Origin of the sequence: Nocardia violaceofusca NBRC 14427 (genome assembly GCF_963869435.1) — a bacterium.
Lineage (GTDB): Bacteria > Actinomycetota > Actinomycetes > Mycobacteriales > Mycobacteriaceae > Nocardia > Nocardia aobensis.
In genome coordinates, this window is record NZ_CAWMPM010000008.1 from 23135 (window position 1) to 35473 (window position 12339).

General features: G+C 69.2%; 13 protein-coding genes. 11 read left to right on the forward strand and 2 right to left on the reverse strand.

Going from position 1 to position 12339, the window contains the following annotated elements:
• Nucleotides 1-22: 22 nt before the first annotated feature.
• From AC5592_RS07965 to AC5592_RS08005, 9 genes are all read left to right on the forward strand, one after another.
• The gene (locus AC5592_RS07965) at nucleotides 23-343 is read left to right on the forward strand and encodes a hypothetical protein (protein WP_036498233.1); all 321 of its coding nucleotides are present in this window, start codon (nucleotides 23-25) and stop codon (nucleotides 341-343) included.
• On the forward strand, nucleotides 337-723 hold the full coding sequence (locus AC5592_RS07970; RefSeq protein WP_232329255.1) for a YbaB/EbfC family nucleoid-associated protein: 387 nt from the start codon (nucleotides 337-339) through the stop codon (nucleotides 721-723). The genes AC5592_RS07965 and AC5592_RS07970 overlap by 7 nt, the downstream gene beginning before the upstream one ends.
• 124 nt (nucleotides 724-847) lie before the next feature.
• The gene (locus tag AC5592_RS07975; RefSeq protein WP_036498234.1) at nucleotides 848-1162 is read left to right on the forward strand and encodes a type VII secretion target; all 315 of its coding nucleotides are present in this window, start codon (nucleotides 848-850) and stop codon (nucleotides 1160-1162) included.
• A complete protein-coding gene (locus tag AC5592_RS07980) occupies nucleotides 1159-2538 on the forward strand; it encodes a hypothetical protein (RefSeq protein WP_198163786.1) in 1380 nt (459 codons plus the stop codon). The genes AC5592_RS07975 and AC5592_RS07980 overlap by 4 nt, the downstream gene beginning before the upstream one ends.
• Nucleotides 2539-2547: 9 nt before the next feature.
• A complete protein-coding gene (locus AC5592_RS07985) occupies nucleotides 2548-2844 on the forward strand; it encodes a PE family protein (RefSeq protein ID WP_036498236.1) in 297 nt (98 codons plus the stop codon).
• A gap of 15 nt (nucleotides 2845-2859) precedes the next feature.
• A complete protein-coding gene (locus AC5592_RS07990) occupies nucleotides 2860-3828 on the forward strand; it encodes a PPE domain-containing protein (RefSeq protein ID WP_036498237.1) in 969 nt (322 codons plus the stop codon).
• An 8-nt stretch (nucleotides 3829-3836) separates the two neighbouring features.
• Nucleotides 3837-4625, forward strand: a complete 789-nt coding sequence (locus tag AC5592_RS07995) for an ESX secretion-associated protein EspG (RefSeq protein WP_063063841.1) — start codon at nucleotides 3837-3839, stop codon at nucleotides 4623-4625.
• Nucleotides 4626-4718: 93 nt separating this feature from the next.
• Nucleotides 4719-5054 carry a WXG100 family type VII secretion target gene (locus AC5592_RS08000; RefSeq protein WP_030513428.1) on the forward strand — a complete coding sequence of 112 codons (336 nt, stop codon included), beginning with the start codon at nucleotides 4719-4721 and terminating at the stop codon, nucleotides 5052-5054.
• Between the two features lie 49 nt (nucleotides 5055-5103).
• Nucleotides 5104-5415 carry a WXG100 family type VII secretion target gene (locus AC5592_RS08005; RefSeq protein ID WP_036498239.1) on the forward strand — a complete coding sequence of 104 codons (312 nt, stop codon included), beginning with the start codon at nucleotides 5104-5106 and terminating at the stop codon, nucleotides 5413-5415.
• A 74-nt stretch (nucleotides 5416-5489) separates the two neighbouring features.
• Here AC5592_RS08005 and eccE read toward each other — a convergent pair whose 3' ends face one another.
• Nucleotides 5490-7247 carry a type VII secretion protein EccE gene (gene eccE, locus AC5592_RS08010; protein ID WP_063063843.1) on the reverse strand — a complete coding sequence of 586 codons (1758 nt, stop codon included), beginning with the start codon at nucleotides 7245-7247 and terminating at the stop codon, nucleotides 5490-5492.
• A 117-nt stretch (nucleotides 7248-7364) separates the two neighbouring features.
• On the opposite strand from eccE, the gene eccB reads away from it, so the two are divergent.
• Nucleotides 7365-8876 (forward strand): type VII secretion protein EccB, encoded by a 1512-nt coding sequence (eccB, locus tag AC5592_RS08015; RefSeq protein ID WP_063063844.1) that lies wholly within the window; start codon nucleotides 7365-7367, stop codon nucleotides 8874-8876.
• 40 nt (nucleotides 8877-8916) lie between these two features.
• Here the strand turns inward: eccB and eccA are convergent, their stop codons facing one another.
• Nucleotides 8917-10734, reverse strand: a complete 1818-nt coding sequence (eccA, locus tag AC5592_RS08020) for a type VII secretion AAA-ATPase EccA (protein WP_063063845.1) — start codon at nucleotides 10732-10734, stop codon at nucleotides 8917-8919.
• 129 nt (nucleotides 10735-10863) lie between these two features.
• Between eccA and eccD the strand changes: the two genes are divergently transcribed.
• Nucleotides 10864-12333 carry a type VII secretion integral membrane protein EccD gene (eccD, locus tag AC5592_RS08025; protein WP_063063846.1) on the forward strand — a complete coding sequence of 490 codons (1470 nt, stop codon included), beginning with the start codon at nucleotides 10864-10866 and terminating at the stop codon, nucleotides 12331-12333.
• Nucleotides 12334-12339: the final 6 nt, after the last annotated feature.

The window sequence follows — 12339 nt, forward strand, 5'->3', positions numbered from 1 at the left end:
CGACCGACGAACGAGGAGCACGATGTCCACCGCGACAACCAGATCGGGCGCGATAGCGGTCGAGACCACCGAACAGGGCCTGCCGCTGCGCATTTCGATCGAAGCGAGCGAATTGCGCCGCGACCCTGCCGAATTGGCCGCCGAACTGCTCCGGCTGTGCTCGCGCGCGGCCGATCGGGCCGGACTCGCACGGCGACGGCAACTCGCCGAGGCCGGAGTGAGCAGCGATCTGCTCGCCTTGACCGGACTGCCCACGGCGGAGCAGGTCGAACGGCAGGAACTGATCGACGAGCAGGAGTACGACACGGAGCCGCAGAGCTGGCTGAGGTCGGTGGAGTGGTAGCCCACGAGGCCGGAGACAACGCGAACGAGGGGGAGCAGATGGCGAATCCGCCCGACCCGAACGGTGTTTCGGTGATGGACGAGTTGGTCGCCCGCACGGAGCGGCAACTGGAACGCATGCGCGATCTCGGCGATCGGATGGCGGCTGTGCGCGCCCGCGAGACCTCACCGGACGGTGCCGTCACGGTGGAGGTGGACGGTAACGGCGCATTACTCGATCTCATTTTCTCACCGCTGGTGAATCGGCTCACCCCAGCGGAATTCGAGCAGGTGGTAGTGTCCACCGCGCGCAGCGCCGCCGCCCGGGCGTTCGCGCAACGCGGTGATCTGGTCGCCGCATTCAATGAGGAGAACGGCGCGGGTACGCGCGAGATTCACTGACGCGTAACGCGTTCTTAAGCTGCGCGCGTGCCAATCTACGTCGTCGCCTGTTGCAATTGCTCGGTAGATGTTCGATCCGCCGGTTACGCGAGCGCGAATCGGCTTACCGGGCAGGGGCTTTCAGATGGGCGAGTTGGTAGCAGTACCGGAGGCGATCCGTCGCTACGGGGACACGGCGGCCGCGATGGCCACCGAAACACTCTCCGCGGGCACCGTGAACCAGGCGGTGGCGATCGCCGCGGCCGTTCCGGTCTTCGGACTGATCGGTCAGGACTTTCTCGCGACATACGCGCTGGCGCAGGCCAATCACCTGAGTTCGGTCGTGGAGCTGGCAACCGTGCACGCCGGAACCGCGGTCACCGCGCATCAGAGTGCCGCCACCTACGCGGCGACCGACCAGGACAACGCCGACCTGCTCGGCGGAATCGGTCGCGCGTGATGGAACCGGGCCTGGACCGGTCGATCGTCGACCTGTTGCGTCAGAGCGCGATGGGGTCGATCGTGGACCGGCCGGTCAACGACGTACTGCGGGACATGGGGCTGCCGGGCCTGCCGCAGCTGCCGCCGGCCCCGCCGCTGCCGCAGCTTCCGCCGCTGCCGGTGCTCGACCTGCACGCGCTGACCAAACCGATCACGGATCTGGCCAGCAGTTTCGGAACCGGCAAACTCGGCTCGGGCGCGGATCCGACGCAGGTGCTCTCCCAGGTGTCGGCCGTCTTGCAGACCGTCGTTCAGCTGGGCATCACGGCGATACAGACGGCGATGTCGCTGTGGCAGGGCGCGGGCGCGTTGTCGGCGGCTGCCACATCGACCCAGGCGGCCGCCGACGGAACCGCGGTGGCGGGGCAGGGGGCGCAGATGTCGCTCGGCACCACCGCCGCGGCCGGCAGCGTCTTCACCGGCAATGCGCTGATGACGGGCATCACCTCGCAGTATCTGACCACGCTCGCGGCGGCGGCCCCGTTCATCGTGACCCCGCCGGGGCAGGTGTTCGTGCTGGCGATGTCGGCGCAGACGCTGGCCGAGGCGCTCGCCGTGGTCACCAAGACGCGAGTCGAATTGACCGCGCACAGCGCGAAGATGGCGCACACGGGGCAGAAGGTCAAGATCACCAATGTGCCGCACGGGGTCTCGAATGTCGCCGCGCAGCGGGTGCCGGTGCCGCAGTCGTCGCTGAAGTCCGTGGCCGGTACCACGTCCCGGCTCAGCGCTACCCCGTCCGCCATGTCGCCGGCCACCGGCGCGTCGAGTTCGGGCGGCGCCGCGAGCTCTGCGACGCAATATGTTTCGCAGGCACTGCAGATGGTGCAATCGTTGTCCGCCGTCGGCGGCGCGGGCGCGCAGGCGGCCACGAACCTCACCGGCCGCGCCGCGAAACCGATCGCGGCGCCGGTTCCGCCGTCGGGCGGAGCTCCGGCCGCCACCGCATCCGGAGCCGGCGCACCCGGCGGAATCGGCGCTCCGGCCGCCGGCGCACCGGAGATGTCGTCGCCGCTGCAGGCCGCCCGCACCCCGTCGATCATGACGGAGGCGGCCGTCACCGCCGGCACCGAGTCCGCGATCGCCTCGACCGGCACGACCGGCGGTCCGGGCATGATGCCGATGACGCCCGGAGCGGGCGCCGCCGGAATGGCCCGCGCCGCTTCGGATTCCGGCAGCGCGAGCGATGCGGTGCGCGGTCAGCTCGTCACGGCCGCCCACGGTAACGACGTCGTGGGCGATATCGCCGGAGTCTCCCTTCCCGTGGTCGGCGCCGCCGATGCGGTCACCACCACCCCGGACACCGAGCCACCGGACAAAGCTCTCACCCTCTAGGAGTTCGCGATGGAATTCGATCCCGTAGTCGCGGCGCGTACCGCCGCCGATCTCGACGCACTCGCCGACCGTCTGGAGGCGGGCCTGCAGGCCGACACTCCCGCGCTGTCGGTCGCCGCACCCGGCGTCGACGAGGTGTCGCTGCGCGCGGCGACGACGCTGACCGAGGTCGGCGCGTCGTTCGACTCGTCCGGCCATCTCGGCGTCCAGGAGCTGCGCAAATTGGCCGCCACCCTCCGGGCGCAGTCGCGCGGGCTGTCCCGGATGGACAGCGACAACGCCGCCGACCTCGGCGCCACGGCCTGATCGGGGCACGACGACATGGTCGAACCGCCGGGTGACGGCTTCACCGGGGTGGTCTGGGAAGCCCGACCCACCGAGCGGCTGGCGCGGGAGCTGACGACGGGCCCGGGCTCGGTGCCGATGGCCGAGGCCGCCTCCGCCTGGGGGCGCCTGGCCGCGAATTTCGGTGCCGCCGTGCTGGATTACGACCGGATCGTCTCCGATATCCGCGGCCACTGGCAGTCCGACCGCAGTGACGAGGTCCTGGAACGTATCGCGCGGATGCGGGATTGGCTGCTCGACGCCGCGACCGCCGCCGGGCGCAATGCCACCCACGCCGCCGAACAGGCCGCGGCGTACGAGGTGGCCCGGCTGGCGATGCCGCATATCGCGGAGATCGCGGCGCTGGAACAGGCGATGCACACCGTGCAGGCCATCGGGGCCGCGATGGGCGCGCCGCTGGTCGGCGCCGCCGCCGACATCAGTGCCGATCAGGACGTCGCCAAAGCCGGTGCGGCCCGGGTGATGCGCACCTACGAGGCCGCCACCGAACCGCTCGCGATGCCGTGGCAGCAGCTCGAGCCGCCGGTGCTGGCCACCGGCGACGCCCTCGCGGGGGAGCAGGCAGCCGCCGCGGTGGCCGCCGAATCGGCGCCCGCGATGTCCGCGATCGCCGGTATGCCCGCCATGCCGAACCTGGCCGCCTTCGAGATGCCGCGCGTCCTCACCGGCACCCGCGTCCAGACCGTCGCCCGGGTCACGCAATCGACCGAATTCACCGCGTTGCAGGCCTCGCCCCCGCAGACCGGCACGGCAGCCGGTCAAGCGGTCCCCGCCGCGGCCGGTCCCGCCGGCGCGCAGTCCGAGGAGGAACGCACCGCCCGGGCCGGGGTGGCGGACGCATCCGGCGTCGGCGACTTCGAGTTCGATGCTGGATTCGCCGCCGCCCCAGCGGTCCTCGGTGGTGTCGAGGCGCCGCCCGCGACCGGAACCGCGAGTCCCGCGTAAGGAGAGTCATGGCGACCCTGACCAACGACGCCGTCCTGGCCGTCGCCGAGTTGCTCGGCGTGCAGACGTTGCCGCTGGTGCTCGCGGTCGGTCCGCGGCAGGACTCGATCGACGCCTTCACCGCCGCGCGAGCCGAGGCGTTGCGCGGGCTGCGCGGTGCCGGACTCGTGGACCGTTACGACGACGTCGACCCGGAACTCGGTGCGGCCCTGTCGATTCTGGCCCGGCCCGAATCCGAACTCGCGGCGCGGATCGTCACCGCGGCCGGTGTGCGCCGAGTGTCGGTGGTACGGCGCGGCGCGGGGCACGCGGTCGCCGTCCGTACCGGTGACGAGATCGACGTCCGCACCGTCTGGGCCGACGAGGGCGGCGCGGCGCTGGCCCGCCCGGTCCTGGACGTACTCGGTCCCGCCGAACCCGCGGATATCGCGAGCTTCAGCGCTGTCACCGACGAGCTCGCGCAGCGTCTCGACAACGCCACGGCGGCAATCGAATTCGCCGAGGCGCTGTACGGCTCGGACGTGGCCGAACGCGCGGCGATCGAATTCGGCATGGCGCTGTCGCAGTGCCACGCGCACGCCGAGATCGTCGCCTACGTCCACGCCGACGGCATCACCACCCGATCGTCCGGCGCCGTGGCGGTGTACGACACCGCCCGGGGCCGGATCGCGGCCAGCCCGGGCGCCGCATCCGACCAGCGGATGTGGACCACCTTCACGCCGGGATCCGATCATCGCGTCGCACAGGCGATTACGGCGCTGATCGGCACCTTGCCCGGGGGAAGGTGGATGCCCTAGCTCGCGAAATCCCGTGCCAGTGACCACCTGTACCACCGAACCGCATGACCGGAAAACGCCGCAATACCGGAAAACACAGAGAGGGGCCCGACGATGGCCGGACAGCAAATCAGTAACGATGCAGCGAGTACTTCGCAGGCGCAGACCGATATGGCCAACTCGGTCGATCGCATCCGCGCCACCATCGCCCGCGTGACCGAGGCGGTCGACTCCGCCAAGCGTGGCTGGCAGGGCGACGCGTTCTCGGCGTGCAACAAGGCCGCCCAGGACTGGGACGAGGAAGCGGCCAAGCTGAACCAGATCCTCAACGAGATGACCGAGGAAGTCGGCCACGGTAACAAGACCTACACCGGCCTGGAGAGCGAGAACGAGAACGAGTTCCGTCAGCTCATCTCGCAGACCGGCGGTCTGACCAACCTCGGCGTCTGAGGCGAATCCAGCACAACCGTTCCACCGCACACGTACGAAAGGTAGTGACATGCTTTACGAAAGAACAGTTCTCCAGGAGCTTTCCGACCTGCTGAACGGCTTCCACAAGGACCTGCAGTCCGAGGCGAGCAACCTGCAGGACTGCGCGGCCAAGCTGGCCCAGGCGTGGGAGGGCAACGCCGGTCTCGAGGCGTTCCAGAAGTCGAAGCAGAAGTGGGACCAGCAGTTCGGTGACATCAACGGCGACAGCGACCCCAGCACCGCCATGGGCAAGGTGTCGGCGCTGTCCAAGGCCGTCTCCGCCGCGATGAACAACGCGACCGCCGCGGACAAGGTCGTCGCCAACGGCTTCGGCGGCTGAGTCCGGCACAGCCGCAACTGTTTTCACCACGAAGGTCCCGCCCGATGTCCCAGATCGGGCGGGACCTTCGTCGTTCAGGCCGGGACCGCCGGATTCGCCCCCACGTATCGCAGTTCCTCGGGCGTGGCGACCATGTACACGCTGGTCTCCCCGCTCTCGGTGCGCACGGTGACCATATTCGCGGTCACGGGGTCCTCGATCAGCGTCACATCGGGTTCGAAGCCGTCGGTCACCGGCCCGTGCTGGCGCAGCACCATCACCGTGGCATCGGAGTGGTGCCCGCTCGGCGCGATACCGTCGAAGACCACCATGGTCGCGAACCGATACGAACTGGCCTGCTGGGAACCGGCCGACCAGGTCGCGAGCGTGAGCGCCTGCGGCATATCGACATAGCCGACCATCGGCCGCCATTCGTCGTGCCGATTCGTATGCACCACAACACTCGCGCCCAATGCGATGGCGCGCAGGATCACCTGTTTGGCGACCAGCGGTGAGCCGATCACCTCGACCCGGCGCACGTGCCGGCTCACCAGCGGCAGCGCCACGCCCTGGCCCGAATTGTCGGCCCCGATGAGCTGTCCGCATCCGGCGATCGGCATCGGCACCCGATCCAGCGCGTCCGGCGGTCCGAGGTAGCTGTCCAGCGGCAGCGCCGGCACTCCGGTGCCCAGCGGCAGGCTGAAAAGCAGTGCGCGCCGCTGCTTTCCGGGCAGCGGAACCAGTCCAGCGGAGCGCACCCGGCACGGCGCGTCGCGAGTCGCGAAGTGTGCGGTGGCCGTCACCGCGATCGACGGATCGGTGGTCGCGGCCGCGGTGGTGTCGGGCACCCGCTGCAGCCGCACGGTGATCGTGGAGGTCACCGTCGGTGTCGACCACACCTCGGCGATGCCGCGCGAACCCAGGGCCTCGGGGGTCATGCGGTAGGTGGTGTGGTGAAAACCGTTGTGGACCAAGCTGTCCGTGGTCTCCTCGAACTCCTCCGGCGCCGCGCCGAGGGTCAGCTGGGCGACCGCCTGATTCATCTCGGTCGCCGAGAGCGCGACCGCCGACAGACCTCGCGCGGCGAGCCGGTTGGCCACCCGCCGCGTGGCCACGACCGCCGACCGCAAGGTGCCCTCCGCCCCTCCGCCCCGCCGATCCACGGCGGGCGCGTTGGCCAAGGGATCGAGCCGCAGGACGACCCAGACGGTCCGATGCGCCACGGCCGGCAGCGGTCCGAGGATGCTCTCGTAGGCGCGGGCCACCGCACCGGTGCCGGCACTGCGCGATCCGGTACTGATCACATCGATGGCGGCCAGCCGGATGTCGAACTGATCGAGACAGCGGGCGATCTCGGCGAGCGGCAGCATATCGTCGCCGAGCAGTCCGCTGGGGCTGAGCCGGGTCACCGTCCGCGGCTGGGCGTCGATCCGCAACATGGTGATGAGCCGGTCACCGTCCCAGCGCATTCCGTAACTTCCGCCTTCGGCCAGTGGAACATTGAATGGCGAATGTTGAACGGTGGTGGAACGATTACGAAACAATTGCCAACGAAAGGTAATTCCACGCGCCAGGGATTGTGCGAGAGAGGTGCCGCGAATCGGCGTGAGCCCGACGATCGTCACCGCCGCGGCGACGACGACCGGAACCCACCACAACGGGGTGAAAACCCTGGCGACGAACGCGCCCGCAGCCGCCGTGACCAGCACCGGAAGCACCAGACGCAGAGGGAGAAGGTGAAAGAGCCAGAATTCCGTCGAGCGCAATTGTGCTGCGTTCGAGCCGGTTTCGGGGGCGTCGGATGAATCGTCGTCGGACGGTGTGGCTTTATCTCCGCGCGTGGTGGAGTTCATGCGCACATAATGGACCGAACTCGTTCGGCTTCGCTAGTCTGTCGAAGCGCGGCCGGATACGGTTCGCGCACTCGAATCGGGTCATCGGAATCAGCTAGTGGGTATCGGGAGGCGGTTGTGCCGGCGCAGTTGACCACCCGTGCCCAAGTCAACGGTTACCGGTTCCTGCTCAAGCGCTACGAACACGCCCTGGTGCGGCGCGACGTGCGGATGCTGCACGATCCCATGCGCACCCAGTTCCGCTCGCTGGTGATCGGCGCCGTGCTGGGCCTGCTGGGGGTGGCCGGCGCCGCGATCCTGGCCTTCCTGCACCCGCAGGGATCCGTGGGTGATTCGAAGATCGTGATGGGCAAGGACTCCGGCGCGCTCTACGTCCTCGTGGACGGAACCCTGCATCCGGTGCTCAACCTGGCCTCGGCGCGTCTGATCACGGGCGCCGCCGCCTCCCCGTCCTCGGTCAAGGACAGCAAATTGACGCAGCCGCGCGGTCCGCTGCTGGGTATTCCCGGCGCGCCCGGCGCACTGTCCGGATCGGGTGATCCCCGGCGGTCCACCTGGACGATGTGCGACAACCTGCTGCCGCCCTCGACGGGTGGCGGCGCCGCCGCGACGGGGCCGCTCACCACGGTGATCGCCGGGCCGCTGGACAATCCGGCCGGCGGTACCCACGCGGTGCCGGTGCGCGCGGATCAGGCGCTGCTGGCCACCCACGGCGGCAAGACCTTTCTGGTCTACGACGGTAAGCGGGCCGAGATCGATCCCGGCGATTCCGTTCTGATCCGCTCACTCGGATTGCGTGACCAGCGCCCACGCCCGATCGGCGGCGCGTTGCTCGACGCCACCGAACCTGTTCCGCCGCTGACTGTTCCGGAGATCGGCGGGCACGGCGCACCAGGCCCGGGCAGGCTGTCCGATGTGCCGGTGGGCGGTGTGATCAGGGTCCACGGCGTGGACGCCGACGAGTTGTACGTGGTCCTCACCGACGGCGTACAACGAGTCACGCCGTTCGCCGCGGGTCTGATCCGCGACGCGAATTCGCAAGATATGAACGAGATCTCGACTGTCCCGCCGGACCGCATCGTCGGTATTCCGGTCCTGCACCGGCTGCCGATAGACGATTTCCCGCAGCAGGTTCCGGCCGTGCTCGCACCCGACGCGGATCCGGTGGCCTGCCTGTCGTGGACCCGTGCCGCCGACGACCCGCGCGCCACGGTGACGCTGCTGGCCGGCCGCGCGCTGCCGCTGCCCGCGGATGCGGAGCCGGTCGTCCCGGCGACCGCGGACGGCGCCGGTGATCGGATCGACGGCGTCTATCTGCGCCCGGGCACCGGGGAGTTCGTGCGGTCGGTCGGAGCGGAGCCGGGTGCAGTGAGCAACGGCCCGCTGTTCTACGTGGGGGACAACGGAATTCGCTACGGAATCCCGGATGCCGACACCGCCAAGGTCCTCGGAATGCCGAAGACTCCGAAGCCGGCGCCGAAACCGATCGTGGAGGCCTTGTCGGCGGGCCCGGCGCTGACCCGGCAGGACGCTCTGATGAGTCACGACAGCCTGCCGCAGTGCCCGGACGCGGGCCCGAGCGCTATGGCCTGCGCCCGCCCGATCCCACCGCCGGGCAAGAACAACTGATTGTCACCGGCCGCCCGGCCGGTAGCGATCACACCGCCGCTCAGCGCAATCCGCCGAGCACACCTTCCAGCGCCTTGGCCATGTCGGCGCCCTCGATCCGCATGAGCACGGTCTCGTCCACCGCCGACAGATCGATGGATTCGTCGGTGGCCAAACGGAATTCGCGCTCCTCCTCGGCGGCCTCGATCACATTGCGGATGAACCGGCCGTTTCCGGCGAGGTCCACCGCGCGTCGCTGCTCGCCGCTCTGGTCCACCACTTGACGCTCGTAGAGTTCGCGGCATGCGGCCTGCAGGAGTTCCAGCGCATCCTCGGCGACCTCCGAATCCCGTTTGCTCGCAATGAACTGACCGATCCGGCCCAGTTCCTCGGGTGTGTAGGACTCGAACTTCACGCGCTTGGCGAAGCGGGAGGCCAGACCGTCGTTGGAGGCGAGGAAGCGGTCGATCTCGCCGTCGTATCCGGCGATGATGACGATCAGCCGATCGCGGTCGTTCTCCATCCGGGCCAGCAGGGTGTCCACCGCCTCGCGGCCGAAGGCGTCGCCACCGGACAGACCGGTCTGAACGAGTGTGTACGCCTCGTCGACGAACAGCACTCCGTCCATCGCGGAATCGATCAATTTATTCGTTTTTATCGCGGTGCTTCCCAAATGTTCACCGACGAAATCCGAACGCTTTACCTCTACCAGTCGATCGGTTTTCAACAAACCCAACCCACAGTAAATTTTCGCCACCACTCGGGCAATCGTCGTCTTACCGGTTCCTGGCGGGCCGGTGAACGCAAGGTGTTGTCCGCGTGGCGCGCTGGACATACCTTTCTCGGCGCGGATTTTCGCCAATTGCGCGGTGGCCTGGAGTTTCGCCACCTGGGTTTTCACCGCGGCCAGGCCGATCTGCTCGTCCAGCTCCGCGCGGGCGACCTCCAGCAGGCGTTTGGCCCGGTCGCCGCGCTCCTCGGTCTCGACCTGCTCGGCGGTGGGCGCGGAAGCCGGATCCCAGCGGTCGGTGCGCGCGTCGATCAGCTCCTTCGAGGTCACCGTGAGGCGGTACTTGCGATCGCGCATGGCCTGCGTGTTCGCGGCGAAGTCGGGCGCCTCCGAGAACACCTTCTCGAACAGGGCCTGGGCCTCGTCCTCACGGCCCATCTCGCGCAGGCACAACCCGCGGCAGAACCGGGCGGTGGTGGCGGCAGCCGGAATCGGGCCGTTCTCGGCGGCCTCCATCCGGCGGATCGCCTCGCCGAACAGGCCGAGCTGCGCACAGGCCGTGCCGACCATCACGTGCGCGCCCGCGGCCAGGTAGGAGTCCTGCCAGTCCGCCGAACCGGCCAGCACCGTCATCACATCCGGCCAGCGCTGCGTCGTGTAGTGCAGCAGGCCGCGAACGTACTGGCAGATCCGGTCGTCGAGGTCCTGATCGGGTTGCGACAGCAGGCCCGCGCGATGCCGGGCCAGCTCGTCGAGCACCTGCTCGGCCTCGTCGTAATCGCCGGCGGAGATGAGCTGGGTCGCCTGCGCCAGCCAGATCTCGGTGTACCCCGCCAGCGGATAGTCGATGTACTGGCCCACCACGAACCGGCCCGCCAGCTGCCGCGGCGCCAGGCCGAGCCGGCGCTGCTCGCGGTAGAGGGTGGAGCCGCTGGTCTTGTAGAGGTTGAACACCACCTCGGGGGTGATCTCCCCGGCCGCGGCCCGGCCCAGCCAGGCGTCGCACATGCCCGGATCCCATTCGGTGGCGCGCTGGAATGCGAGCTTCGCATATTCGAGATCGGGCGTGGATTCCTGGCCGTCGATAGCGATACCCAATGACAATACGCCGGCATCGAAGGCGCGTTGTGCTTGGCGGTTGCCGGTCATACGGACAGTCCCCTAAACGCGTGAATGTGCTAATTCTCGCTCAGCATACCGGCTGCCGTGACAGCCGATCTCGGTTAAGTTTGGAACGTCGCAATACAGCGACGAAAATCGTAGGGAGTTCTGTAATCCGTGACCGAGTCGTCGAGCAGCGGCGTGGGGGCCGTTGACCCGGAATTGTGCCGAGTGTCGGTGATCGGCGGAAATACTCAACTCGATGTGGGCCTGCCCGCGACCGTGCCGGTCGCGGCGTACATCACCGACCTGGTCGAGCTGATCGATTCCCGCAATCCCGACCTGACCGAACACGACGAGGGCGCGCCCGTACGCGCACAGCACTGGACGTTGGCGCGGATCGGCCGCGACCCCATCCCGCCGCACCAATCGCTCACCGACGCAGAGGTTTTCGACGGTGAGTTGCTGGTGTTGCGCTCGGTGACCGCCAAGGAGGCGCCCGCGCTCTTCGACGATGTGATCGACGCCGTCTCGCGGCTCACCGCCGAATCGGGAAACGCCTGGTCGCCGACGGCGGCGCGGCGAATGGGGCTGGGCGCCGGACTGATCGCGGTATTCGTCGCGGTCGCGGTTCTGGTGTCTGGCAAGGGCACCGGCATCTGGAACGGATTCATCGCGCTGGGCGCGGGGGTGCTCGCCGCCGGCGCCGCCGTGATCGTCGCGCGCCGCTATCCGGCCGAGCGCACGACGGCGATCGTGTTGTCGCTGTTCGCGATTGCGCTGCTGGGCGCGAGCGCGGGCCTGCTCACCCCGGGCCGGGTGGGGTCGCCACACCTGCTGTTCTCGGCGGTGGCGGCACTGGTCGTGGCGCTGGCACTGTATTCGATGACCCGCGCCGGATCGCTCGTGGTCGCCGCGGTGGTCACCGGTGCCGCGGTGCTCGCGGTCGCCGCGGCCGTACGGATGGTGTGGGACTTCGACATCGCGAAGATCGCTGTCGGCGTGCTGATCGCCGGCCTGGTGCTGATCACGATGGCTCCCCGGGCCGCCGTCGCCGCGGCGCGCCTGCCGGTTCCGCCGGTGCCGACCGCCGGCGGCGCCATCGATCCCACCGATCACGAACCCCGCCCGACGATCGCCGACATCGGCGTCATCGGCGCGACCGCACTGCCCTCGGCGGCGGGACTGGAGCGCCGCGCCCGGGCGGCCAACCAGTACCAGTCCGGAATTCTCGTGGCCGCCACGCTCGCAGCGGGTTTCGGGGCGATCCTGGGCGCCGATCCGCTGGGCGAGGCGCGCTGGCAGGGGCTGGTGCTGGCGGCGATCACCGCGGTGGTGCTGTGCCTGCGCGGCCGGGCGTACGCGGATCTCACCCAGGCGTCGACGATGATCGCGGGCGGCACCGTGGTGGCGCTGGCCGTCATCGCGGGTACCGCTGTGGCGCACGAGGATTGGCGCGCCATCGGCGCGGGCCTGGTGCTGATCGTCGCCGCGGCGGTGGTCGCCTTCGGTGTGCTCGGACCTCGCGCCGATGTGTCGCCGGTGCTGCGGCGGGCGATCGAAATCTTCGAATACCTGCTGATCATCGCCATCGTGCCGCTGTCGCTGCGGCTGATGGACGTCTACTCGGCCGCGCGGAACATCTGATCGGGC

Coding starts and splice junctions, on each gene's coding strand:
- AC5592_RS07965 (WP_036498233.1), top strand. CDS start 23: ATGTCCACCGCGACAACCAGATCGGGCGCGATAGCGGTCGAGACCACC.
- AC5592_RS07975 (WP_036498234.1), top strand. CDS start 848: ATGGGCGAGTTGGTAGCAGTACCGGAGGCGATCCGTCGCTACGGGGAC.
- AC5592_RS07985 (WP_036498236.1), top strand. CDS start 2,548: ATGGAATTCGATCCCGTAGTCGCGGCGCGTACCGCCGCCGATCTCGAC.
- AC5592_RS07990 (WP_036498237.1), top strand. CDS start 2,860: ATGGTCGAACCGCCGGGTGACGGCTTCACCGGGGTGGTCTGGGAAGCC.
- AC5592_RS07995 (WP_063063841.1), top strand. CDS start 3,837: ATGGCGACCCTGACCAACGACGCCGTCCTGGCCGTCGCCGAGTTGCTC.
- AC5592_RS08000 (WP_030513428.1), top strand. CDS start 4,719: ATGGCCGGACAGCAAATCAGTAACGATGCAGCGAGTACTTCGCAGGCG.
- AC5592_RS08005 (WP_036498239.1), top strand. CDS start 5,104: ATGCTTTACGAAAGAACAGTTCTCCAGGAGCTTTCCGACCTGCTGAAC.
- eccE (WP_063063843.1), bottom strand. CDS start 7,247: ATGAACTCCACCACGCGCGGAGATAAAGCCACACCGTCCGACGACGAT.
- eccA (WP_063063845.1), bottom strand. CDS start 10,734: ATGACCGGCAACCGCCAAGCACAACGCGCCTTCGATGCCGGCGTATTG.